Genomic DNA, 22,692 nt, shown 5'->3' with positions numbered 1-22,692 from the left:
ATGGCGTCGATCTTCACCAAGATCATCAACCGTGAACTGCCCGGCCGCTTTGTCTATGAGGACGACGACGTCGTCGCGTTCCTGACGATCGAGCCCATGACCCAGGGGCACACCCTCGTCGTGCCGCGCGAGGAGATCGACAATTGGCAGGACGTCGATGGCGCGGCCTTCGCCCGGGTGATGACCGTGAGTCAGTTGATCGGCAAGGCCGTGTGCAAGGCCTTCAGAACCGAACGGTCCGGCCTGATCATCGCCGGCTTGGAGGTGCCCCACCTGCACGTGCACGTCTTCCCCACCCGCAGCCTCAGCGACTTCGGCTTCGCCAACGTGGACCGCAACCCCTCACCGGAATCACTGGACGAGGCCCAGGCCAAGATCAAGGCGGCCCTGGCTCAGTTAACGTGAACCGCGTGCTGCGCATGGACGTCACTGATGCGCGGCAACGTCACCCGGAAGCAGCAGCCCTCGCCCGGAGCGGTGGTCACGCTGACGACACCGCCGTGCGCCCGCACCAGCGACTCGACGATGGACAGACCGAGACCGGTACCGCCGCTGGCCCGCGCCCGCGACGAGTCCGTGCGATAGAACCGCTCGAACACCCGCGACGCGTCCTGCTCGCTCATGCCGGGGCCCTTGTCCGCCACTTCGAGGACCGCGTCATCGCCGTCGGTGCCGACCCGCACCGTCACGTCGGCGCTCTCCGGGGTGTGCTGCAAGGCGTTGGCGATCAGGTTGCTCAGCACCTGCCTGATTCGTGGTTCATCGCCGAGCACCTCCGGCGTGCCGGGACCGTCGAGGACCTTCATCGTGATGGATCGCCGGGGATCGATCGCCTGCGCATCATGCACGGCATCGCTGGCCAGCGCCAGTAGGTCCACCCGGTTGTGCTCGAGCGGCCGTTGCACGTCGAGGCGGGCCAGCAACAGCAAGTCGTCCACCAGCAGGCCCATCCGGGATGCCTCGCTCTCGATCCGCGACAACAACATGGCGACGTCGCGGGTGGCGCCCTGGCGATACAGTTCCGCGAAACCGCGGATGGTGGTCAGCGGGGTCCGCAGCTCGTGGCTGGCGTCGGTGATGAAGCGCCGCATCCGGTCCTCGGAGCCGCGGGCCTTCTCGGCCGAGGATTCCGAGGAAGCGAGCGCTTGCTGAATCTGCGCGAGCATTCCGTTGAGCGCAAGTGAAAGCCGGCCCACCTCGGTTCGTGGATCACGTTCTGGGACACGGCGATCCAACTGGCCGGAGGCGATGGCCGCGGCCGTCCGTTCGACTTCGGCCAGCGGCCGCAGGCTGCGCTGCACCACCGCGAAGCCGGCGATCCCGACCAAGACCAGCACCGCCACCCCGATGCCGAACTGCAGCCAGACCAGCGAGCTGACCGTGTGCTGGAGGTCGGACAGGTCGATCGCCACGGTCGTCAGCCCGTGCGGACCGCGCACGGATACGGCCCGCCAGTGGATGCTCGACCCGTTCACCGAGGGCAGCGTCGTCGGATTGGGACCGACGTCGTTGTTGGCCGGCAGGGCCGGCTCGGCGTTGCGGTCGTTGATGGCGGTGAACGGAGTGCCATCGGTGCTGACGCCGCGCACGTAGAACTTGGACGGGGGCCGGCCGGGGTCGGGACCCTCGTAGGGCGGGGGCGACTGCCGCCGCGGGGCCTGCGCCCACCCGCGCGACGCGTCGAGCAGCGTCTGGTCGATGCGGCTGACCAGGCTGTGCCGCAGGATCGACGTCACTGCGACACCGGAAACGGCGAGACCGCAGGCGACCAGCACCAGGGTGGCGGCGACGAGCCCTACCCGGAGCGGCAATCCACGTCGAGGCTTAGTGACCATCTCCCAATTCTTCGCTACCGCCGTTGGCTGAGCACGTGCTCAGCGCGGTTCCCGTAACACATAGCCCACCCCGCGCAGGGTGTGCAGCAGCCGCTTCTCGCCGGTGTCGATCTTGCGGCGCAGGTACGACACGTAGGACTCGACGACATTGACATCACCTCCGAAGTCGTAGCGCCACACGTGGTCGAGGATCTTCGGTTTGCTCAACACCGTGCCCGCGTTGATCACAAAGTAACGCAGCAGCGTGAATTCCGTCGGCGACAGCGACACCGGTTGACCGGCCTTCCACACCTCGTGCGTTTCTTCGTCGAGTTCGATATCGGCGAAAGTCAGTCGGGCGCTGCGTGGTTCGGCCCCGCCCTTGCCGGCGCGCCGCAGGATGACCCGCAACCGCGCGACGACCTCCTCCAGGCTGAACGGCTTCGTCACATAGTCGTCGCCGCCCAGCGTCAGACCGGCGATCTTGTCCTGCAAGGAATCCCGCGCCGTCAGGAACAATGCGGGGGCGTCGATGCCGTCGGCGCGCAACCGTCGCAGCACCCCGAATCCGTCCATGCCGGGCATCATCACGTCGAGGATGACGGCGTCGGGACGCGCTTCACGCGCCCGGTCCAGCGCCTGGGCGCCGTTGGTCGCCGTATAGACCTCGAATCCCTGGAACTTCAAACTCACCGAAAGCAGTTCGACGATGTTGGCCTCGTCGTCGACCACGAGGACGCGGGCCTCGGGTTTGGTGTCACTGGGAGTTGGCGATGTCATCAGGTGCTTCTGTCCCTTACTTGAAGTTACCTATGGAAAGATTGTGTGATTCCTGAAAGCTCAGTGTCAACCGTCTGTAAGTAGTCTGCCAAACATCACCGCATTGCCTTGGGACGGATCGGCTCTTCGCAGGCCGCGTCGCGAATAGACTCGAGGAATGAACCTCGCCAAAAGCATCGTGTCGGCCGCGACCGCTCCCGCGCGGGTCGGGCTGGCCGCGGCGGACGCGGGCCTGGGCGTGGCAAGCGCGGCCGTCGGCGTGGCGAAGCGGGCCTTGGGCGAGAACGGATCCGCCGGCACGAACGCGATGACGTCCATGCTGGGGATCGACGACGCGCTCGTGCGCGCCAACCGGCTGGCCAGGCTGCTCGACGACGATGCCCCGCTGGGTCGGGCGGTGGCCCCGGACGGTCCGCTCGACCGCTTGCTGCGCCCGGGCGGGGTGGTCGACATGCTGACCGCGGAGGGCGGTCTGCTCGACCGCCTGACCGCCGAGGGCGGCGCCTTGCAGCGCACGCTGCAGCCCGGTGGGCTGGCCGATCAGCTGGTCGCCGAGGAGGGTCTGATCGAACGACTGCTGGCCGAGGACGGGCTGGCCGACCGGCTGCTCAGCGAAGGCGGCCTGGTCGACAAGCTGACGGCGAAGCACGGACCGCTCGACCAGCTCGCCGACGTCGCCGACACCCTGGCGCGGCTCACCCCCGGCATGGAGGCGCTCGAGCCCGCCATCGCCACCCTGCAAGACGCCGTTATCGCGCTCACCATGGTGGTCAATCCGCTGAGCAACATCGCCGACCGGATCCCGCTGCCGGGACGCCGGCGCCCCTCGTCGCGGGCGGTGCGCTCAGCACGCGTGATCGACAGCGACCAGTGACCGATTAGGCTGGGTCCGGTTTTACCCCGCCTGCTTAGCTCAGGGTAGAGCCGGGTAGGACGTTCGTTGGATGCTCAGGCGGCCGGGGCGTCAATAGGACTGGCCGTCGGCGTAGCGCTGTCGCCGGTAGTAGCGACCGCTACCGCGATTCCTCGCCTTGTACGTCGGCAGCTGGCTGTCACAGTTGGGGCAAATGAGCCGGAGATTCTCCCGACGATTATTGCTTGCGTCTCCATTGATGTGGTCGACGATTAGCGCCAGCCTTACGCCGTTCCACTTGTCCTCGATACCGCAGATCGCACAACAGCCGCCCTGCTGCTCATAGAGGTAGTCGCGGACGTAGTGGCCCTGGTAGGACGTGCGCCCGCAAACTCCGGTGTCGAGCCAGGCCTCCAAGAGCAAGCGTCGGCGGTGTGACTGTTGGCATGCGTTGGCGCAGAACACCTTTCGGCGACGTCCTTCGAAATCGACTCCGCACCCGAGACAGGTCATTGACACAAGGCGACGCTATCCCTCAGTACCGACAGGGATGGAGCCGCGTGAGAGACTCGAACTCTCGACATCCGCTTTACAAGAGCGACGCTCTACCAACTGAGCTAACGCGGCCGGGCTGGCCCGACAAGCCAGGACGATTCTACGGCAGGCGTGATGCCGTACGAGCTACGCGTCGACTCGAGCCGGCGGAGGTGCGCGTCAACGCGCCCTGCCGTGGTCGTCGTCATCCTCGTCGTCCCAGTAGGCCCATTCGGGAAGCGGTGTGTTGGGCATGGCGCCCAAAGCGGACGCCTCGCACCCGGGTTGCCCACTGTGTCCCTTCCACCGTGGATCCAATCTATTCGCCCGTGAACGCTTGACCCCGCGGGTGATCAGGGCCATGGTGCCGCCTACGACGAAGGCGATCAACGCGACTTTGAGAACCAGCAATAGCAGTGTCACGGCCGCATTCGCTGCTCGCCGCTGAGCGGTAACTGCTTGCAGGACAGGGGTTTCAGACACGAGACGGGCCCGCGGCCCACCGGGCTCACGGGTGGCCCGGAAGGTTATCCAGATCGCCCTGGATGTCGCGCAGTTGTCCTTCGATGGCCTGCAGATCGGAGAGAGCATCCTGATAGGCCGGCTGCGTGTCGTCCGGCGCAGTAGGTAGGGACTGAGGGCAGTAGGCGACGATGGCCCCCGCGGTGACATGGGAACTTTGGTCGGCGTCCCAGATCGACGACCGCTGCACGAATGCGACCGCGTCGGAAAAGTTGTGTTGGTGCCCCAGGAAGTCGCAGACCGCGTGCCCTTGGGCCATCACGTAATCCTGGCTGGGAATCGGCACGCCCTCGTGCTTCAACGCGGCGATGAACGCCGTGTCGGCGACGCCAATCCGCGGGACTGCTGTGGGTGGCGCTATGTGACTGGGTGGTGGCGCGGCCGGCGCCGGGGTTTCCGTCGGTTGCGCCGCTGAATCCTGGTGGCGGACGGCGAATATGGCCATCACCGCGGCGGCGATGGCCACCAGCGACAGCGGCAACGCCGCCACCAGGCCCAGCCGGCGCAGCAGACCGCTACGCCGCAGGAGCATGATGCGGGTCGTGTTGCGCCGTGGCGGGGCGTCGGCGACCCCCTGGGTCTCGCCCGCATCAGGCGCGTTCACCAGAGGCGTCCCCATGCTGTGGGCCAGGAGCTCGTCGAGCAGTTCGTCGACCTCTTGGGACGACGGCTGACCACCCTGCTCGCGGATCGATCGGCGCCCAAGGGCGATGCGCCGCAATTCTGAGTCGATCGTCTCGCGGTCGCGCATATCAACCAGTTTGAGAGTGCAACGACGTTGTTACAAGTCCCTGTGCTTCATCGGCATTGATGTCACGCGCTTCGATGCGCAAGACTCGGTGTGAGCCAACCAACCGGAGCCGTACGGATCGAAGCGATGGACGGACGTGATCAGTGTGGGCCGTAACCGACGCGCCGCGCCGCTCGTCCTGGCCGCGGTCATGTTGGCGCTCGCCGGTTGTTCTGCGTCGCGTTCGGTGGAGGCGACCCGCGCCACCCCGGCGACCCCGGCCGCACCGCTGGCGCCGCCGAAACGGGTGGTGCCCGCGGACGCGGGGACGCCCGGCGGCGCGCAGCCGCCCCTGGCGTCGGACCCCGTGCAGCTGGCCGATGACCTCGTCGCCGACGAGCGCGCGCTGCGTGACCCGGGGACTCCGGAGCCGGCGCTGACGGCGGCGGCGCACCGCGAGCAGGCGGCGTACCGCGCCATCGCTCGCCATCCCGAATGGGATGCGACGACGCGCCCGCGCATCCCGGCGGAGCTGGCCGATGTCTACGACCGCAACGTCGACGCGCGCCGGCAACTCATCGCGCTGACCCCGGTGCGAGACACCCTGCCGGCGTGGCGCATCGAGCCGCCGGCCCCGGCCGACGAACTGCTCAACGACTACCACCAGGCGGAATCCGAGTCGGGCGTCGGCTGGAATTACCTGGCCGCGATCAACTTCATCGAGTCGCGTTTCGGCAGCATCGTGGGCGCGAGCACCGCCGGCGCGCAGGGCCCCATGCAGTTCTTGCCGTCGACATTCGCGGGTTACGGCCAGGGCGGCGACATCCACTCGCCCCGCGACAGCATCCTGGCGGCGGGCCGCTACCTGGCCGCCAACGGCTTTGCCAACGATCGAAATCGCGCCATCTATGGCTACAACCACGCGAGCGAATACGTGCGCGCGGTCGACCAGTACGCGGCGCTGATCGCGGCCGATCCCGCTACCTTCGCGGCGTACTACCGGTGGGACGTCTATTGCCGCACGACGGCCGGCGACGTCTTGCTGCCCATCGGCTACGAGGCCTCCTCACCGATCCCGGCCGCGGACTACGTGGCGACCCACCCGCAGTAGTGCGCGATCAGTACAGCGGCACCCAGACACCGAAGAACCAGTAACCCCAACCGCCGTACTGCCAGTTGAAGACCGGGATGACGGTAAAGGTGTTGTAGTTGAACGGTCCGAAGTCGGCCCGGGCCACAGCCACGTCACGCGGCGGGCCGGCCCACGGCCGGTTCCAGCCACCCGGAGGCGGCGGACCGTTCCAGCCACCCGGAGGCGGCGGGCCCTCCCAGTGCGGCGGCGGGTGGCCAGGGGCCGGGCCGTCGTTCCAGCCGTAGCCGTGCTGGCGCGGCGGCGGGGGCGCCCCGTGGCCCACGACGCTGAAGCCCGTGTCGAGACCCACTGGTCCGCCGATCTCCGCATTGCCGCTGGCATACACCCCGCGCGGCGGAACGTACGGCGGGTGCGGCGGCTGAGTGCTCGGCGGGTTGAGCGACGCATACCGCTGCCGCTCGTTCGGCGGCGGGTTCTGGGTGTTCGCCGGGGCATTAGTCTGCCCACCCTGCGGCGGCGGATTCTGACCAGGCTCGTTCGGCGGGGTGTTCTGCCCCGGCTGGGGCGGGTTTTGGTTGTCCTGGCCGGGGGGCGCGTTCTGCCCGGGCTGGGCCGGGGGTTGGCCGTGCTCATTCGGCTGCGGCGTGTTCTGGCCCCCCTGGGGCGGCGCGTTCGTCGGTCCGCCCTGCGGGGGCGGACTGTTCTGCCCGCCCTGCGCCGGCGGACTGTTCTGCCCGCCCTGCGCCGGCGGACCGTTCTGCCCGCCCTGCGCCGGCGGACCGTTCTGGCCGCCTTGCGCCGGCGGGCTGTTCTGCCCGCCCTGCGGTGGACTGTTCTGGCCGCCCTGCGGCGGGGTATTGCCCCCGCCCTGCTGACCGCCGGGGCCACCACCGCCGCCGCCCGGCTGCCCACCCGGTCCGCCGGGGTTGCCACCGCCGCCACCGCCGCCACCGCCGCCGTGGCAGCCCGGGCAGGGCGGTGGCGGATCAAGTGGCGCGGAGTAGGCCGATCCGGCGTTCAGAGTCGCCGCCGAGATGCTCAGGCCGGCGGCCACCGCGGCAGCGCTGACGACACGTTTCATAGACATAGCTGCGTCCCCCTAGGGTGTCGATGGCCTGCGCTACGGGCAGGTGACGTCCAACTCGAATGACTTGGTTACCTGCTGCGGTTGCTGCGGATTGCTCATGTCGACACCCGTAGCGGTGCCCTTGATCGCCCACGTCTTGCCGTTGACCGCGGCCCCCGCACTGCCGCCCTGGTTGGGGGCGGCGTCGGAGAACCCGAGCGCGACACCGTTGACGGTGCCCAGGCCGACCGAATGGACCAGCGGCGGATTGCCGTTGCTGACTACGGCGCCGAGCCCGGCGGTCGGGTCGCCGACGCCGATGTTGGTGTTGTCACCCGCAGCGGTGCACGTGACCTGCCCGCTGACATTCTGGTTCTGACCGTCGACGATCACTAGCGGACCTGCTGCCGCCGGCGTAGACGAGCCGGACGATCCCGTACCGGATTTGTTGCTCGAACAACCGGCGCCGGCCGCGATCACCAGGGCCACACCGGCAACGCCGACTACGATCCCACGCTTCACTACTGTCCCCTTCGTGCCGCTGGTTCCGCTGGCTCTCGGAGTTCGAGGCCGGTCGCCCGCATACCCGATACCCGAGATCTGCAAACGCTTCTCACGGGAGAACCCGTAGGCCCCACCTGTCCAGCAGCGGATTGATCAGCATGAAGTAGGTCGTGTAGTCGTCTCCGTCGGGCGAGGACATCAACAGACCGACCGCGCTCACGGTGCCGTCCGGGTTCATCACGAAGCCGGGACTGCCGCTGTCGCCGTCGAGGCTGAACACGCTGGCTTCGACCACGTCACCATCGATGCCCTTGATCGCGCCGCACGTCTCGCCCGTCACCGCGCCGATCTTGCAGAACGGCATACCGGGCTGAATCTGCGTGCGGCTCAACACATCCCGTACCTGATATCTGCCACCCACGTCGCCCACCGGCATGCCGACACTCGGCTCGAGGCGGATGATCGCGGCGTCCCGCTTGGCGCCCTCATGCTCGCTGGCCGAGATTCTGCCGAGCGGGGCATCGTTGCCATACGTCCACTCCGAACCGTCATGCGCGTCGCAGTGGCCGCTGGTCATCAGGTAGTAGCTGCCGTCGGCACCCTGTGCCGCGAATCCCGCTGTGCACCTGCCGGATTCATGATCGACCCCCATGCCCGGCGCCGGGGGCGGCGATGGCAGGGCCGGGGGCGGCGCTGCCGCAGCGGTTTTCGCCATCGCCGTCCCAGCCACCATGAGGGCCCCGACGAGTCCCAGCCTCCGCAACCACGGCATGCTCACTCCGACCCCCTCCGCTTGTGCCCGGCAGATAGTAGCAGCGCCACCCGTCTCAGATACGCTGGCGGCCAGCGGGTTCCGTGTGGGCGGTTCATCCGGCGTCGACGTGCCGCGCAAGGAATTCCAGCACGGCGCCGGCGAAGATGTCGTTGCGGTCGCCGGCGACCATGTGTCCCGCACCGCGGACATCGGTGAATTCGACTTGGGGAAAACGCGCCAGGAATTCGTCGGCGCGCTCCTGGCTGACGAGGTCGCTCATCTGCCCGCGGACGAGCAGCATCGGCACCCCGCCGCGCAGGATCGCCTCCACGGCCGCGTGCATCCGATCGGCATCGGTGACCTCGAACGGTGGGAATGCCGCAGTGCCGCTGATGAACTGGGGATCCCAGTGCCAATACCAGCGGTCGCCGCGGCGACGCAGGTTGGTGGTCAGGCCATCCAGATCGGTTGGTCGCGGCCGATGCGGGTTGTACTCGGCGATCGCGTCGGCGACTTCGTCGAGTGAGCCGAACCCCGATTCCACCCGCTCGGCCATGAACGCATGTATCCGGTTCGCCCCGGACTGGTCCATGTTCGGGACGATGTCCACCAACACGACCGCACTCGCGATGCCCGGGGACAGCTCCCCCGCGAGCAGCATCGACGTGAACCCGCCCAACGAGGCACCGACCAGCACGGGTCGCGGCGGCAGCGTGCGCAGCACCTCTTGGACGTCGCCGGCGAAACTGACGACGCGATAGTCGCCGTCACCGGACCAGTCCGATTCGCCATGGCCGCGCAGGTCGACGGTGACGGCCTGCCACCCGCGCGCGGCGACCGCGGCAGCGGCCTTGCCCCAGGAACGGCGGGTCTGCCCGCCGCCGTGCAAGAACACCACGGCGCGGGCGTGAGGATCCCCGAGGCGGTCGGCGACGATCTGGACCCCGCCGGGACCCCGGATCGTAAACGGTTCAGCTGCCGTGGGCACCAGGTGATACTAAGGCGCCCCGAGCCGGTGCCCGCATTCGCTTGACGTCGATAGCGTGCAGCGGCGTCAATTTAGGGGAGGTCAGGTCGGTGCCGCACGGGACGGACCGGAGCGAAGGAGAAGACATGCACCTCGACGAGTACATGTCGCTGGACGCGACCGCCCTGGCCGAGCTGGTCGCGCGCAAGCAGGTCACTCCGGCCGAACTCCTCGCGTTGGCGCGGCAACGAGCGGACGCCGTGAACCCGCGGTTGAACGCCATCGTCCGCCGTCTCGACCATGTCGCCGACGCCCAAGCCGCAGACCCGAACCTGAGCGGGCCGTTCGCCGGTGTCCCATTCCTGCTCAAAGACCTCGGCCAGGAGTACCGCGGCTTTCCCACGTCGTGCGGGTCACGGTCGCTGGCCAACGAGGTGGCCGACCGGCACGCGCTGGTCACGCAGCGGTTTCTGGACGCGGGCCTGGTGATCTTCGGGATGACCAATACTCCCGAATTCGGGGCCAAGGGCGTGACGGAACCCGACTACTGGGGTCCCGCCCGCAACCCGTGGAACACGAAGCACACGCCCGGCGGCTCGTCAGGCGGATCCGCGGCAGCGGTGGCAGCCGGCATCGTTGCGGCCGCCGGGGCCAACGACGGCGGCGGGTCGATCCGAATCCCCGCCGCCTGCAACGGACTCGTCGGCCTCAAGCCCAGCCGGGGCTTGGCGCCCTACGGCCCGCAGACCGGCGAGATGCTGTTGGGGATGGCGACCCAGGGGGTGGTGTCGCGCACTGTGCGCGACAGTGCCGCGCTCTACGACGCGATCGTCGGACAGCAACCCGATGGGGCCTACCGGGTTGCATTGCCCGACAAGCCATTCAGCGAACTCATCCAACGTCGTCCGGAAGCGCTGAGAATCGGATACTCGGCGCGCTCGGCCATCAACCCGCGGCCGAGCCCGGAGGCCGTCGCCGCGGTCGAGAAGACCGCCGTGCTGCTGGGCGAACTGGGCCATCAGGTCGAGGAGGTCGCCCCGCCGTACGATGATGCCGCGCTGGGCCGTGACTTTCTGACCATCTGGTTCGCGCAGCTCCACCACCAGGTCGCCGACATCAAGCGGCGAACCGGCGCCCGCGACAGCGACTTTGAGGCCGATAGTTTGGCCGTCAGTGAACTCGGCCGATCCGGGGGTGTCCTCGCGGTCATGTCCGCACTGGAAAACAGGAACGACTACATCCAGTCTCTGGCCAAGTTCCACGGCGCCTACGACTACTTCCTGACCCCCACCCTGGCCACCCCTCCCCTGGAGGTGGGCGCCACCACGACGTCGGCGGTGTTGCAGCGCGCGGCCCGAGTGATCAGCAGGCTCCGTGCGGGAAAACTCATGGGGCTCAGCGGAATTCTCGACGAACTCATCCAGGAGAGCCTGGGCTGGGTGCCCTACACGCAGTTGGCGAACCTCACCGGGCGCCCCGCGATCAGCGTCCCCCTGCATTGGACACAGGGTGGCCTTCCGCTGGGTGTGCAATTCGTGGGGAAGTTGGGCGCCGACGGCGGCCTCCTGCAGTTGGCCGCCCAACTCGAAGAGGCGCACCCATGGGCTCACCGACATCCGGCTCCGGCCACGAATTAGCCCCTGCCGCAATCAGTTTTATGCCGGCCGCTCGGTGCCCTGCTGGCCGCCCGGCTGGCCGCGCTGCCCCCGCCAGAGACTGGCGAACCGTCGGGCGATGTCACCCAGGCGGCCGCCCGCGTGTTGGGAAGCCTTGATGCGGCCCAGGGTTTCCCGGCCTTCTTTCGCGTAGTCCTTGACCGATTCGTCGCCTTCCTCGGCACGCATATCCGTCCTCCGATCCTGCTCGGTCGCGTTCGTTATTCCGGGGCGTGACGCTCGGACGGTTCCGATGGCGTCAACCGCTCCGGCGGTTCTGTCGGCGTGAGCCGTTCGGGCGTTTCGGTCGGCGTGAGCCGCTCCGGTTTCTCGTCCGGTGTCCCCGGCTCCCGCGGCTCTGAATTGCCTGGCCGCTCCGCCGAAAGCGGCCTGAGGTCCGTATCGCTCATGCTCAGCCCTTCGATCGGCTCACATCCGCGTACCCGCGGCACCCGGGCCCCCAAACGCCGTCGGCCTAGGAAGAAGGGCCCGCGGCGTCGCAGGTGCCGCGGCGGGATCGGCCGCTTACACTCCAACGGTGGTAGATCTGGCGCAAACGAGGTCGGCAGTGAAGAAAGTCCCGCTGAGCATCGGAATCGCCGTCGTCGTGTTGCTCGCCGTTTTCGCGATACCGATCAAACAGCGATGCGGGGCGCCGGGCTACCCGTGCGCGTCGACACTGGATACCAAGGGCAATGCCCACTACTACTACGAGGTCGAACCCGCGGGTGTCTATCTCGCCGAAATCGTCACCGGCACCAACATCACGCTCTTTTACTCCGCGGGTGAGGACCTGGTCAAAGCCCGCTAGCACGGCTGGGAGACAACATGCGCATCCGCAGAATTGCCGGGACCACGGCGGCCGCCGGAATGCTCGCGGCGGCGATGCTGACCGTGAGTACGCCGACGCACGTGGCCCGCGCCGCCGTGGGGCAACACCCCTGTGGCGCAAATGCGCTGTGCCCCAACGCCCCCGCGCCCGACGGCGGTGACCAGGCCGCCGCCGAGCGCGCGATCATCGACGGCTACGTCAAGAAACAAGTCGGATGCACACCGACCATGCCGCCCAACCCGGTGTCCATCGCGTGGGATCCCCCGGGCTTCACGCCCGGGGTGGGCGGCTCCGGCCTCATCCACGATGCCAACCCGGCGCTCGGCGGCCAGTATCGCGCCGACTACGTCGATGGCCGATGGCGCATCGAGTACCTGTACTGCTGACGGCGACGGTTTGCTGGCCCGTCCCGGTCGATGCCGGTCCGCTACGAGGTATCCGTGCGGTAACGAGTTCGGCTCGATCGCTCTCCCGCTCGAGGCCCGCCGGCGATCAGCGCGGCCACTCCCCCGCACCGCCCGACCAAAACAGCCTGGTAGAGCGGCGATCGTGGCCGCGAATCGCGCCGACCGGGCCCGCCGAACTCGCTCGCGACGGCCGTCGACGGGCGCTCTCGATTGGGGCCTTCACAGCAAGCTAACGCATACTTGTCACCATGCTCGAAGCGACATCGCCGCTAACCGCCGTTGCGGGGTCCGGTGATGCGCTGGGTGTGGGCAGAGGTTTGTGATGGCCCGCTCGGGCGGCGCCCATCGCCGCCATCGAGCCGTCCGTCAACCCTCTCGATTCCGTAAAGGGCTGACGCGCACCTTGGGCGCACTGGTTTCCGTGGCGGCGGTCGGGTTGACCGGCGCCGGGTATTACGTGGCGCACGGCGCGCTGGGTGGCATCACCGTTTCCAACGCACTGCAGCCCGACGACCCGCGGTCCAGCGGCGACAACATGAACATCCTGCTGATCGGCCTGGACTCGCGGAAGGATCAGGACGGCAACGACCTGCCGTATTCGATCCTCAAGCATCTGCACGCGGGCGATTCCGACGACGGCGGCTACAACACCAACACGCTGATCCTCGTGCACGTCAGCGCCGACAACAAAGTGGTCGCCTTCTCGATCCCGCGCGACGACTGGGTGCCCTTCACCGGGGTCCCGGGATACAACCACATCAAGATCAAAGAGGCCTACGGGCTGACCAAACAGTACGTCGCGCAAAAGCTGGCCAACCAGGGGACGAGCAGTCAGAAAGAGCTCGAGACCAAGGGCCGCGAAGCGGGCCGGGCGGCGACCCTGCGCGCGGTGCGCAGCCTGACCGGCGTCCCGATCGACTATTTCGCCGAGGTCAACCTGGCCGGTTTCTACGATCTGGCGCAGACGCTGGGCGGCGTCGAGGTGTGCCTGAACCACGCCGTCTACGACTCGTATTCCGGCGCCGACTTCCCGGCCGGCCGCCAGCGACTGGACGCTTCCGAGGCCCTGTCGTTCGTCCGGCAGCGGCACGGCCTGGACAACGGCGACCTGGACCGCACCCACCGCCAGCAGGCGTTCATCTCGTCGGTCATGCAGGAGCTGCAGGCCGCCGGCACGTTCACCAACATCGACAAGCTCAAGAACCTGATGGCGGTGGCGCGCAAGGACGTGGTGCTCTCGTCCGGCTGGAATGACGAGATGATCCAACGGCTCGGCGGGCTCGCCGGCGGCAACCTGGAATTCCGGACGCTGCCGGTGGTGCGCTACGACAACATCGATGGCCAGGACGTCAACATCGTCGACCCGACCGCGATCAAGGCAGAGGTGGCGGCGGCGATCGGCACCGACGCACCGTCGACCGCGACCACCACGACGGCCGTCAAGCCCAATCCGTCCACGGTCGTCGACGTGGTCAACTCGGGCAGCATGAGCGGGCTCGCCACCGAGGTCTCGCGCGCGCTGAAGAAGAAGGGCTACACCCCGGGCCAGGTCCGCGACCGCGAGTCCGGCGAGCCGACCACCAGCTCGATCGAGTACGGCGCCGGCGCGCAGACCGATGCGAGCAACGTGGCCAACCTGCTGGGCCTCGACGCGCCCAAACAGCCCAGCCCCGGCGTCCAACCCGGCCACATCCGGGTGACGGTGGATACCAACTTCTCGATCCCCACACCGGACGAGACGCAGATGGACGACGTCACGAGCACCAGCACCACCACGTCGACCAAGGCCAAGTCCTACTACTACAACGGCACCACCACGACCTACCCGACGCCCGATCAGGGAAAGCCGATCGACGGCGGCGGCGTGCCCTGCGTCAACTAGCCGCCATCAGGCGTGCGGCGATCGCAAGCGCGGCGAAGCCGGGCGCAGCGGGTCGCCGCCATCAAGCGCAGCGGCGATCGCAAGCGCGGCGAAGCCGGGCGCAGCGGGTCGCCGCCATCAGGCATGCGTGCCGCCGTCCATGCGGATCTCGGTGCCCGTGATCCAGGCCCCGTCGTCGGACACCAGCATGGCGATCACCCCGGCCACCGCGTCGGGTCCGGCCATCCCGGTGCCGCTGGACTCCGTCGTGGTCGGCAGGACCGGCATCAGCCGCGAAAACAGCGACCAGTCAGCGTCTTTCGGAATGTATCCGCCGGTGGCGTCGGTGATCCCGGATTTTATGCTGCCGGGCGCCACGCACACCGCACGCAGGCCCTCGCGCGCGAATTCGAGCGCCAACGAGTGGGTGAAGGCCTGGATGCCGCCCTTGCTCGCGGCGTAGGCGGCCATGTAGGGATGGGCGAACGAGGCCGACGTGGAGCTGAAGTTCACGATCGCGCTGCGCGGGTTCGCCAACAGGGTGTCGAGCGCTTCACGCACCACCAGAAAGGTCCCGGTCAGGTTCACGCCGACGATCTGGTTCCACAGTTCGAGGCTGGTCTCGCGGGTGTGGGCGGCCCGCAATATGCCGGCGGCATTGACCAGCGAATCAAGGCCGCCCAGCCGCCCGACGGCCAGGCGTACGCCGTCGATCACCGACTCCTCGCTGCCGACGTCCATCGGCAGGGTGGTGAGCCGGTCGGCGGTGCCGGCTTGCTGGGCGCGGGCCCTCGTCGTGTCCAGGCCGTCGGCTGCCACGTCGGCGGCCGCCACCGCGGCGCCCTCGTCGAGCAAGCGCAGCGCGGTCGCCTGCCCGATGCCCGACGCGGCGCCGGTCACCAGGATCCGCCTGCCCTCGAGTCGCTTCATCACTTCTCCCGTTCGCTAGGCGCGGCGACGATTAGGGTGCCACCACCCCGCGCAGCGCGTCCTCGCCGTACATCTGCACCATCATCGAGGAGTAATCCGGACCGCGACGCAGAATGTGTCCCCCGTCGACGTTGATGCACTGGCCGGTGATCCAGGCGGCCGCGTCGCTGAGCAGGAACATCGCCAGGTTGGCCACGTCTTCGACCTCACCGACCCGCGGCAGCGGGGTGCACAGCGCGTAGTCGCCGCTGATCTCCGGTGACTGGATCACGCTCGCGTCGACCAGATCGGTGCGGATCAGGCCCGGTCGGATGCTGTTCACCCGCACCCACGACGGGCCGAGTTCGTCGGCGGCCAGCATCATCATGTGGTCGATCGCCGACTTGGTGACCCCGTACGGCCCGAACCACCGGTGGGTGTTGCTGGCCGCGATCGATGAGATCCCGATGAACGAGCCGCCACCGCCGCGCACGAGCTCGCGCCCCACATGCTTGAGCACGTACATGGTGCCGTTGACGTTGAGGTCGACGGTGTTTCGCCACGCCTCCGAGTCGGTGTGGGTGATCGGCCCCACGGTCAGCGAGCCACCCGCGCAATGCACCGCGCCGTGCAGCCGCCCGTGCCAGGCCGTCGCCGCGTCGACCGCGCGGGCCACCTCGTCCTCGTTGGTGACGTCGGCGGGCTCGTAACGAATGGAGCCGCCGCCGGGCAGGGTTTCGATCTCCTTGACGGCCCCGGCGAGTCGATCGGCATTGCGGCCGACGATCATGACCGAGGCGCCGGCCGCGACCAGCCCGGCCGCCACGCCCTTGCCGATCCCGCTACCGCCGCCGGTGATCAGGTATGTCCGGTCTTGGAAAGCAAGCTGCACGCGAGGCCCTTTCAAACTGGAACAAGTTTTAGCTATAGAAGCATGTCCCCTCGGGGGGAATATCGCTACCCCCGGTCTCGTTAGGCGCTCTGGCGCGCGGCGCTACGGGGTATCGCGGCGCGCCAGCTTCGTCGGCTTGGCGTTGCGCCAGTCCTCGACGTCGGGCGGCAGGCCGATCGGATACCTGTTCTCGTTGTGGGCCGCCCAGTGCGCGTGGCCCAACTCGTGGATGTGGAACGCGTGCCGCAACGCCTCGGTGAAGCCCATCGCGTCGGAGGCGGCGTTGACCGAATCCTTGATCAGCATGGCCGCCATCGTGGGCCGCTCCGCGATGCGGCGCGCGAATTCCAGTGTCTTGTCGGCTAATTCGTCGACCGGGAACACCTTGGACACCATGCCCAGCCGGTAGGCCTCGTCGGCGTCCAGCGCATCACCGGTCAGCAGCAGCTCTTTGGCCTTGCGCGGGCCGAATTCCCAAGGGTGGGCGTAATATTCGACCCCGGGCATGCCCATCCGCACGCCGACCACATCGCTGAACTTGGCGTTGTCGGCGGCGACGATCAGGTCACACGCCCAGATCAGCATCAGGCCCGCCGAGATCGCGTTGCCCTGGACCTGGGCGATCGTGATCTTGCGCAGATCGCGCCAGCGGCAAGTGTTTTGGAAGAAGTAATGCCACTCCTGCAGGTAGGTCTTCTCCGCGACCGGATCGCGGGTGGCGCCATTGATCCGAAACGTCGGATGCTGCCCCGCACCCGGCGCCCGCTCGGCCAGCGCCAGCTCCGAGCCGAGGTCATGACCGGCGGAGAAGTTTTTGCCGCGGGCGGCCAGGATGATCACCCGGACGGTGTCGTCGGCCTCCGCGCGCAGGAATGCCTCGTCGAGCTGCACCAGCAGGCCGCGGTTCTGCGCGTTGTGGGCGTCGGCCCGGTTGAGCCAGATGCGCGCGATGCGGCCCTCGTCGAGAGTTTCGTAGGTCACCAGCTCCTCGGCGCTGGCGTTGCCCGCCTGCGCGCCGGCTTGCTCGGAGAGAGTCATTGGCCCACCTCGCTTGTTGTCAGCTCGAATTGTTTACAGATTACGGCCAGTGTGTAACCGGGGCCGCGCTGGGGGGACGCGCCGCGAACCCCTGGCAGGGGCACGCCCCGGCCGATCGTGTCTTCGCGAGCGGCGCGGCGAATCCCTGCAAACCAGCCATAAATGCGTCCGACGCCCGTTAGCTGGTGAGACGGGCTGCGGCCGATCGCGCGCGTCGCCTACAGTTAAGTCATGCCTACGAAATCTGATCCTGGCGAAATCGGCGACGTCGAGCCGGTGGCGGACAGCACTGCGAGCCAGGCCAGGCGGGTCGTCGCGGCGTACGCCAACGACGCCGACGAATGCCGGGTTTTTCTGTCCATGCTGGGTATTGGGCCGGCGAAACTCGACGCGTAAATGGCTCCCGGGGGAGGGCGAAGCTCCAAGGCAGCCAAATTCGGGAAATCCGACTTCGTCGTCGTCGCCAACCGGCTGCCGGTAGACCGGGAGGTGCTTCCTGACGGCAGCACGGCCTGGAAACGCAGCCCCGGGGGACTGGTCACCGCCCTCGAGCCGCTACTGCGGCGCCGGCGCGGCGCGTGGGTGGGCTGGCCCGGCGTCGTCGACGAGGACGTCGACCACGAAGACGAGCCGATCGTCCAGGAGGACCTGGAACTGCGGCCGGTCAAGCTGAGCGCGGACGACGTCGCCGAGTACTACGAGGGCTTCTCGAACGCCACGCTGTGGCCGCTGTATCACGACGTCATCGTCAAGCCGCTCTACCACCGCGAATGGTGGGATCGCTACGTCGTCGTCAACCGCCGCTTCGCCGAAGCGACCTCGCGTGCCGCCGCGCGCGGCGCGACCGTGTGGGTGCAGGACTATCAGCTGCAACTGGTCCCGGCGATGCTGCGCGAGATGCGGCCCGACCTGACCATCGGCTTCTTCCTGCACATCCCCTTCCCGCCGGTGGAGCTGTTCATGCAGATGCCGTGGCGGACCGAGATCGTCGAGGGCCTGCTGGGCGCCGACCTCGTCGGATTCCACCTGCCCGGCGGCGCGCAGAATTTCCTGTTCCTCTCCCGGCGGCTGACCGGAGCCAACACCTCGCGCGGGGCGGTCGGGGTGCGGTCGCGGTACGGCGAGGTCGAGCTCGAGTCCCGCGTCGTCCGGGTGGGCGCCTTTCCCATCTCCATCGACTCCGGCGCACTCGACAAGACGGCCCGGCACCGCGCTATCAGGCGCCGCGCCAAGGAAATTCGTGCCGAGCTCGGCAACCCCCGCAAGGTGCTGCTCGGCGTCGACCGGCTCGACTACACCAAGGGCATCGACGTTCGGCTGAAGGCGTTTTCGGAGCTGCTGGCCGAAGGGCGGGCCAAGCGCGACGACACGGTGCTGATCCAGCTGGCGACACCGAGCCGCGAGCGGGTGGACAGCTACCAGCAGCTGCGCAACGACATCGAACGCCAGGTCGGCCACATCAACGGTGAATACGGCGAAGTCGGGCATCCGATGGTGCACTACCTGCACCGGCCGGTCCCCCGCGACGAACTCATCGCGTTCTTCGTGGCCGCCGACGTCATGCTGGTCACCCCGCTGCGCGACGGGATGAACCTGGTCGCCAAGGAGTACGTCGCCTGCCGCAGTGATCTCGGCGGTGCGCTCGTGCTGTCCGAATTCACCGGCGCCGCCGCCGAACTGCGGCAGGCGTACCTGGTCAACCCGCACGACCTCGAGGGGGTCAAGGACGCCATCGAGGCCGCACTCGACCAGTCCGTCGAGGAAGGACGGCGGCGCATGCGGTCCCTGCGCCGCCAGGTGCTCGCCCATGACGTTGATCGCTGGGCGCGGTCATTCCTCGACGCGCTCGCCGAGGCGCGGCCCCATGGCGCCGATTAGCCCGGATGCGCCGAGAACCCATGGTGTTGGCGCGCCAACGCTGTGATACTCGGGTGCAGCGTCGCACGCGAAGGAGAAAGAGTCACATGAAGCTCCGTCACGGTCTGGCCGCGGGTGCCGCGATCTTCACGGCCGTCGCAACGGGAATCGCGTTGCAATCCGGCGAACCGGCCAAAGCGCTCGGGCCGCCCGCGGACGGCACCTACGCCTACAACGAGGCGGGCGTTTCCGGGGTCACCTGGACGATCTCCGCACTCTGCGACCAGCCGTCCGGGACCCGGAACATGAACGACTATTCCGACCCGATCGTATTTGCGATGAACTGCGCGCTGAACATCGTGAGTTCGACGTCCGAGCAGATCAGCGCCGCCGACAAGCTGCAGAACTTCAGCGGCCGGGCGCGCATGTCCAGCATGCTGTGGACTTTCAAGGTTCAAAAGGACAACGGCGTGGCCTGCCCGGGCGGAGGCACCGCGCCGTCCACCGAAACCTTCGCGTTCAGCGACGAAACGATGAGCGGCACCCACACCACGCTGCACGGGGCGGTGTGCGGGCTGCAGCCGGAGATGAAAAAGCAACCATTCTCGCTGGCGATGACCGGGCCGCCGCCCAGCCCCATCGAGCGTTACCCGTTGTACTGCAACGGCATTGCGATGTGCTACTGAGCTAGATCGGCGTGATGTAGCCGATCAGCCATTGCTTGCCGATCTTCTTGAAGTCGACCCGCAACCGGCTGCCGTCATACAACGGCTGGCGTGACTTATCGGTGACCGTCCGGTTCATGTAGACCATCACCGACGCCGAATTGCGTTGGGCGGACATGACTCCCACGCCCACGACGTTGGCCTGCACCACCACTTCGCGCTTCTTGGCTTCCGGGATGATCTGCGTGTTGGCGCTCTTCTGGAACTCCGCGCGATAGTCGGGGGTCAACAGCGGGTAGGCGGCCGACAGGCTGCGTTCGACGGTTTGGTAGTCGTAGGCGAAGACCTCGGGTATTTCCTTGGCCGCCAAGCCGGGCAACACGGCGCGCGCCGCCTGCTCACCGCGGACCTCGACCCGATCCCAGTACATCCAGCCGGCCACCGCGGACAACCCGACGAACGCCACGGCCAGAAGGCAACCCGCGACGATGAGCAGCCAACGCCGCCATCGCATCAATTACCCCCGTCGGGATACTTCAGGTCGTAGCCGCTCATCCGCCCGGAGTCGTCCTCGTGCACGATGACACGCAACCGGTAGGGCATGGACGGCTTGTTGACCCCGTCGATGTCGGCGACAGTGACGCGAACCGACACCAACACCGACGCGTTATCGGTAACGGTGTCAATGCCTTCCAGCGCGGCGCCGTTGACGACGGCTTCGGATGTCGCGTTGGTGGAGCGGAACAGGCCTTTGAGGTTTTCGACGTTGTTGTTGGCGCTGAGCATGCCGCGCAGCGGGCCACTGGTCCCGTTGACGAACCGGTTGACGCTCTCGTCGATGTTGTCCTGCTTGTAGCTGAACATGTTGACCACGGTCTGCGTCGCGGTGTCGACGAAACGTTGGTCGCGCGCCTGCGCCGCGGTGGCGTGGCGGTGCTGGACGATCAAGAGGGCCACGCATCCGGCCAACGTCCCCACCGCCACCAGCGCCGCCGCGAATGAGATCCACGCCACCAGGGCGCGGTGCGGCTGGCGCCGCGGTGGCGGCTTGATGGACTTGAGGGCCTTGGGTTTCGCCGGCCGCTTCGGCGCGGCCGGGCCCTCGGTCTGGACCGTGACGTCCCGGGTCGACTCACTCTTGGCGGGACCCGCCGCGCGCGAGGCTCGACGACGAGCTCGCGGCTTGGTTGTTTGTTCGTCTGCCACGACAGGGTCCATTACACGGTCCATTACATCGGCCTTGGATCAAGCATGAGGTCCACCCAATTCTCGGCGCCGGAGGTTCCGGTGGCGCCGGCGGCGAAGATACCAGTGCCGCCTGCCGGATCGACAAACGCGCCGGTCTTCTCGTCATAGGTGGCGTAGGCCGGCCCGCTGGCCTGTGGCTGTCCCCCGGGCGGCGGGCCCCACGGCTTCTCCGGTCCGGGGGCCGACGGCGGCGGGTTGATCCCCAGCGGCGGTGCCGGCGGGGGCAGCCACTTCGGATACGGAAGCTGCGGCGGCACCGGCGGCACCCCCGGTGGCTGCCACGACGTGAACGGCGGCGGCGGCCCGTTGTCGTTGGGTGGCGGCGGGGCGAAGGCAGGCTGCTTGTTGGGCAACGGCCCCGGCCCGGGCACCACGCCCGGGGGCGGCGGCCCGACGATCGGTGTCCCGGGATCGGGTTCCGCGTCCGGTGGGATATACGGGAAGTGGTTGGGCGGCAACACGTTCAGCCCGTTGGTCATCGGGGTGTCGTAGGGCACTGGCGGGCCGCGCCACGGGTTGCGGCCGATCGGCACGTAGCCCTTCGGGTCGCGGCAGAGCTGAATCGTGGGGGCGCGTTTTCCGGGAAACTCCTGGCAGGGATAGTTGCGGGCGCCGCGCACGGTGCTGGGATCGTTCTGGGCGGTCTTGCAGTACATGTCCCTCGGAAGTTCGCGCACCGTCTCATCGGCCGGTGTGCGCATCAACGGCGGGGGCAGGAAGCCGACGGCGCACGGCGGCGGGTCGTTGAGGTCGAGCTTGAAGTCCAGCTTGGCGCCTTCGTCCTGCGGCCCGCCGCCCGCGGCGGTGGTGATGGCCGCGAACAACGCCGGCAGGACCACCAGCAGCTGTTCGATCGACTTGTTGTAGATCACGCCCACCCGTCCGAGGTTGGCCAGGCTGGCGGCCAGGGCCGGGAAGGCGGGGCGGATGCCGGAGAACGCGGTGCTGGCCTCGTCGGTGGCCCCGGGGGCCGTGGCCAGGGTGTCGCGCAGCTGCGGGTCGGCCTGACGGACCTCGGAGGTGAACCGCGCCAACCCGTCCGACAGCGACTTGATGTCCCCGCCGGCGCGGATCTGGGCCTGCAGGAAGGGGCCGGCCTGGTCGATCAGCTGCGAGACTTGCGGATAGTTGGCGTTGGCCTCGTCCACCAGCAGCCGGGCCGACTCGAAGAGCCGCGCGAGCTCGGGGCCCGAGCCGTTGGCCGCAATGAACGTCTCGTGCAACAGCTCACGCAGCCGGGTGTCACCCAGGCTGTTGACCAGTGTCTCCGCCCGCTTCAACAGGTTGGCGACGTCCTGGCCGATGCGGGTGTTCTGCCGCTCGATGCGAGATCCGTTGGTCAACTTGCTCGATGCCGCTGCGCTCGGGGGCACCAGGTCGATGTACTGCTCGCCGACCGCCGACACGCTCTTGACGGTGGCGGTGACGTTCGACGGGATGGCGGTCTCGCTGTTCAGCCGCATCTGGGCGATGACGCCGTTGGGGCTCAGGCCCACCGACTCGACGCGGCCGACGGCAACTCCGCGGTAGGTGACATTGGCGTTCTTGTACAGGCCGCCGCCGGCAACGAAATCAGCGCTCACGCCGTAGGTTCCGATGCCGAACGTCGCGGGCAGCCGCAGGTAGAAGATCGCCATCACGGTCAAGGTGATCGCCGTGATCACGGCGAAGATCGCCAGCTGGATCTTGGTCAGTCTGTCGTGCATCTGCG

At 68.0% G+C, this 22,692-nt stretch carries 26 protein-coding genes and 1 tRNA gene; 10 read left to right on the top strand and 17 right to left on the bottom strand.

Translation table 11 applies throughout. From position 1 onward, the window contains the following. Positions 1-405: an HIT family protein gene (locus AC0KTM_RS27945; protein WP_238957267.1), complete on the top strand. Its 405-nt coding sequence runs from the start codon at positions 1-3 to the stop codon at positions 403-405. On the opposite strand, the gene AC0KTM_RS27940 is transcribed toward AC0KTM_RS27945, so the two are convergent. Then, entirely contained in the window at positions 393-1,835 is a 1,443-nt protein-coding gene (locus AC0KTM_RS27940; RefSeq protein WP_238955719.1) for a sensor histidine kinase, read from the bottom strand. The genes AC0KTM_RS27945 and AC0KTM_RS27940 overlap by 13 nt on opposite strands. 39 nt (positions 1,836-1,874) lie before the next feature. Next, the gene (phoP, locus tag AC0KTM_RS27935; RefSeq protein WP_008263800.1) at positions 1,875-2,594 is read right to left on the bottom strand and encodes a two-component system response regulator PhoP; all 720 of its coding nucleotides are present in this window, start codon (positions 2,592-2,594) and stop codon (positions 1,875-1,877) included. 157 nt (positions 2,595-2,751) lie between these two features. Here phoP and AC0KTM_RS27930 point away from each other — a divergent pair, with 157 nt between their 5' ends. Further along, complete coding sequence (locus AC0KTM_RS27930) at positions 2,752-3,468, top strand: hypothetical protein (RefSeq protein WP_238955718.1); 717 nt, start codon at positions 2,752-2,754, stop codon at positions 3,466-3,468. Between the two features lie 90 nt (positions 3,469-3,558). On the opposite strand, the gene AC0KTM_RS27925 is transcribed toward AC0KTM_RS27930, so the two are convergent. The 4 genes from AC0KTM_RS27925 to AC0KTM_RS27910 all read right to left on the bottom strand — a co-directional run bounded on the left by AC0KTM_RS27925 (position 3,559) and on the right by AC0KTM_RS27910 (position 5,254). Further along, positions 3,559-3,960, bottom strand: coding sequence for an HNH endonuclease (locus AC0KTM_RS27925; RefSeq protein ID WP_472417291.1), 402 nt, complete (start codon positions 3,958-3,960; stop codon positions 3,559-3,561). 38 nt (positions 3,961-3,998) lie between these two features. Further along, positions 3,999-4,074 (bottom strand) — tRNA-Thr (locus tag AC0KTM_RS27920). An 87-nt stretch (positions 4,075-4,161) separates the two neighbouring features. Next, complete coding sequence (locus tag AC0KTM_RS27915; RefSeq protein WP_472417289.1) at positions 4,162-4,404, bottom strand: hypothetical protein; 243 nt, start codon at positions 4,402-4,404, stop codon at positions 4,162-4,164. An 85-nt stretch (positions 4,405-4,489) separates the two neighbouring features. Next, positions 4,490-5,254 carry a DUF732 domain-containing protein gene (locus AC0KTM_RS27910; protein ID WP_472417287.1) on the bottom strand — a complete coding sequence of 255 codons (765 nt, stop codon included), beginning with the start codon at positions 5,252-5,254 and terminating at the stop codon, positions 4,490-4,492. A gap of 190 nt (positions 5,255-5,444) precedes the next feature. On the opposite strand from AC0KTM_RS27910, the gene AC0KTM_RS27905 reads away from it, so the two are divergent. Then, complete coding sequence (locus AC0KTM_RS27905) at positions 5,445-6,344, top strand: lytic transglycosylase domain-containing protein (protein WP_472417587.1); 900 nt, start codon at positions 5,445-5,447, stop codon at positions 6,342-6,344. Positions 6,345-6,351: 7 nt separating this feature from the next. Here AC0KTM_RS27905 and AC0KTM_RS27900 read toward each other — a convergent pair whose 3' ends face one another. The 4 genes from AC0KTM_RS27900 to AC0KTM_RS27885 all read right to left on the bottom strand — a co-directional run bounded on the left by AC0KTM_RS27900 (position 6,352) and on the right by AC0KTM_RS27885 (position 9,638). Continuing rightward, positions 6,352-7,407, bottom strand: a complete 1,056-nt coding sequence (locus tag AC0KTM_RS27900; protein ID WP_472417585.1) for an MAP_0585 family protein — start codon at positions 7,405-7,407, stop codon at positions 6,352-6,354. A gap of 39 nt (positions 7,408-7,446) precedes the next feature. Then, positions 7,447-7,914 carry a lipoprotein LpqH gene (locus tag AC0KTM_RS27895; protein ID WP_472417285.1) on the bottom strand — a complete coding sequence of 156 codons (468 nt, stop codon included), beginning with the start codon at positions 7,912-7,914 and terminating at the stop codon, positions 7,447-7,449. A gap of 91 nt (positions 7,915-8,005) precedes the next feature. Beyond that, entirely contained in the window at positions 8,006-8,674 is a 669-nt protein-coding gene (locus AC0KTM_RS27890) for a S1 family peptidase (RefSeq protein WP_225327888.1), read from the bottom strand. Positions 8,675-8,762: 88 nt separating this feature from the next. After that, the gene (locus AC0KTM_RS27885) at positions 8,763-9,638 is read right to left on the bottom strand and encodes an alpha/beta fold hydrolase (protein WP_472417283.1); all 876 of its coding nucleotides are present in this window, start codon (positions 9,636-9,638) and stop codon (positions 8,763-8,765) included. 125 nt (positions 9,639-9,763) lie between these two features. Here AC0KTM_RS27885 and AC0KTM_RS27880 point away from each other — a divergent pair, with 125 nt between their 5' ends. Further along, a complete protein-coding gene (locus AC0KTM_RS27880; RefSeq protein WP_472417281.1) occupies positions 9,764-11,254 on the top strand; it encodes an amidase in 1,491 nt (496 codons plus the stop codon). A gap of 18 nt (positions 11,255-11,272) precedes the next feature. On the opposite strand, the gene AC0KTM_RS27875 is transcribed toward AC0KTM_RS27880, so the two are convergent. Beyond that, positions 11,273-11,461: a hypothetical protein gene (locus AC0KTM_RS27875; RefSeq protein ID WP_238955712.1), complete on the bottom strand. Its 189-nt coding sequence runs from the start codon at positions 11,459-11,461 to the stop codon at positions 11,273-11,275. A 379-nt stretch (positions 11,462-11,840) separates the two neighbouring features. Between AC0KTM_RS27875 and AC0KTM_RS27870 the strand changes: the two genes are divergently transcribed. From AC0KTM_RS27870 to AC0KTM_RS27860, 3 genes are all read left to right on the top strand, one after another. Next, the gene (locus tag AC0KTM_RS27870; protein ID WP_225327892.1) at positions 11,841-12,083 is read left to right on the top strand and encodes a hypothetical protein; all 243 of its coding nucleotides are present in this window, start codon (positions 11,841-11,843) and stop codon (positions 12,081-12,083) included. Positions 12,084-12,100: 17 nt separating this feature from the next. Next, complete coding sequence (locus AC0KTM_RS27865; RefSeq protein ID WP_238955711.1) at positions 12,101-12,490, top strand: integrase; 390 nt, start codon at positions 12,101-12,103, stop codon at positions 12,488-12,490. A 343-nt stretch (positions 12,491-12,833) separates the two neighbouring features. Beyond that, positions 12,834-14,393, top strand: a complete 1,560-nt coding sequence (locus AC0KTM_RS27860; protein WP_225327894.1) for an LCP family protein — start codon at positions 12,834-12,836, stop codon at positions 14,391-14,393. Positions 14,394-14,510: 117 nt separating this feature from the next. Here the strand turns inward: AC0KTM_RS27860 and AC0KTM_RS27855 are convergent, their stop codons facing one another. The 3 genes from AC0KTM_RS27855 to AC0KTM_RS27845 form a co-directional block, all read right to left on the bottom strand. Continuing rightward, complete coding sequence (locus AC0KTM_RS27855) at positions 14,511-15,302, bottom strand: SDR family NAD(P)-dependent oxidoreductase (RefSeq protein ID WP_238955710.1); 792 nt, start codon at positions 15,300-15,302, stop codon at positions 14,511-14,513. A gap of 31 nt (positions 15,303-15,333) precedes the next feature. Further along, the gene (locus AC0KTM_RS27850) at positions 15,334-16,173 is read right to left on the bottom strand and encodes an SDR family oxidoreductase (RefSeq protein WP_238955709.1); all 840 of its coding nucleotides are present in this window, start codon (positions 16,171-16,173) and stop codon (positions 15,334-15,336) included. Positions 16,174-16,275: 102 nt separating this feature from the next. Further along, positions 16,276-17,211 (bottom strand): enoyl-CoA hydratase, encoded by a 936-nt coding sequence (locus tag AC0KTM_RS27845; protein WP_225327897.1) that lies wholly within the window; start codon positions 17,209-17,211, stop codon positions 16,276-16,278. Positions 17,212-17,442: 231 nt separating this feature from the next. Here AC0KTM_RS27845 and AC0KTM_RS27840 point away from each other — a divergent pair, with 231 nt between their 5' ends. From AC0KTM_RS27840 to AC0KTM_RS27830, 3 genes are all read left to right on the top strand, one after another. After that, entirely contained in the window at positions 17,443-17,607 is a 165-nt protein-coding gene (locus tag AC0KTM_RS27840) for a hypothetical protein (RefSeq protein WP_008263763.1), read from the top strand. Beyond that, a complete protein-coding gene (locus AC0KTM_RS27835; protein ID WP_472417279.1) occupies positions 17,608-19,089 on the top strand; it encodes an alpha,alpha-trehalose-phosphate synthase (UDP-forming) in 1,482 nt (493 codons plus the stop codon). It abuts the gene before it with no gap. An 86-nt stretch (positions 19,090-19,175) separates the two neighbouring features. Next, on the top strand, positions 19,176-19,754 hold the full coding sequence (locus tag AC0KTM_RS27830) for a hypothetical protein (protein WP_225327899.1): 579 nt from the start codon (positions 19,176-19,178) through the stop codon (positions 19,752-19,754). A gap of 1 nt (position 19,755) precedes the next feature. Here AC0KTM_RS27830 and AC0KTM_RS27825 read toward each other — a convergent pair whose 3' ends face one another. Genes AC0KTM_RS27825 through AC0KTM_RS27815 form a run of 3 tightly spaced genes read right to left on the bottom strand, consistent with a single transcriptional unit; the run spans position 19,756 to position 22,687 of the window. Next, positions 19,756-20,247, bottom strand: a complete 492-nt coding sequence (locus AC0KTM_RS27825) for a mammalian cell entry protein (protein ID WP_238955708.1) — start codon at positions 20,245-20,247, stop codon at positions 19,756-19,758. Next, positions 20,247-20,951, bottom strand: coding sequence for a mammalian cell entry protein (locus AC0KTM_RS27820; protein WP_225327901.1), 705 nt, complete (start codon positions 20,949-20,951; stop codon positions 20,247-20,249). Before AC0KTM_RS27820 ends, AC0KTM_RS27825 begins: the two co-directional genes overlap by 1 nt. A gap of 11 nt (positions 20,952-20,962) precedes the next feature. After that, positions 20,963-22,687 (bottom strand): virulence factor Mce family protein, encoded by a 1,725-nt coding sequence (locus tag AC0KTM_RS27815; protein WP_472417277.1) that lies wholly within the window; start codon positions 22,685-22,687, stop codon positions 20,963-20,965. Between the last annotated feature and the right edge of the window lie 5 nt (positions 22,688-22,692).

The organism is Mycobacterium sp. NTMscope_Eco_3, assembly GCF_976985685.1.
The sequence above is the reverse complement of the archived record's forward strand: the minus strand, read 5'-3'. Positions and strand labels throughout refer to the sequence as shown.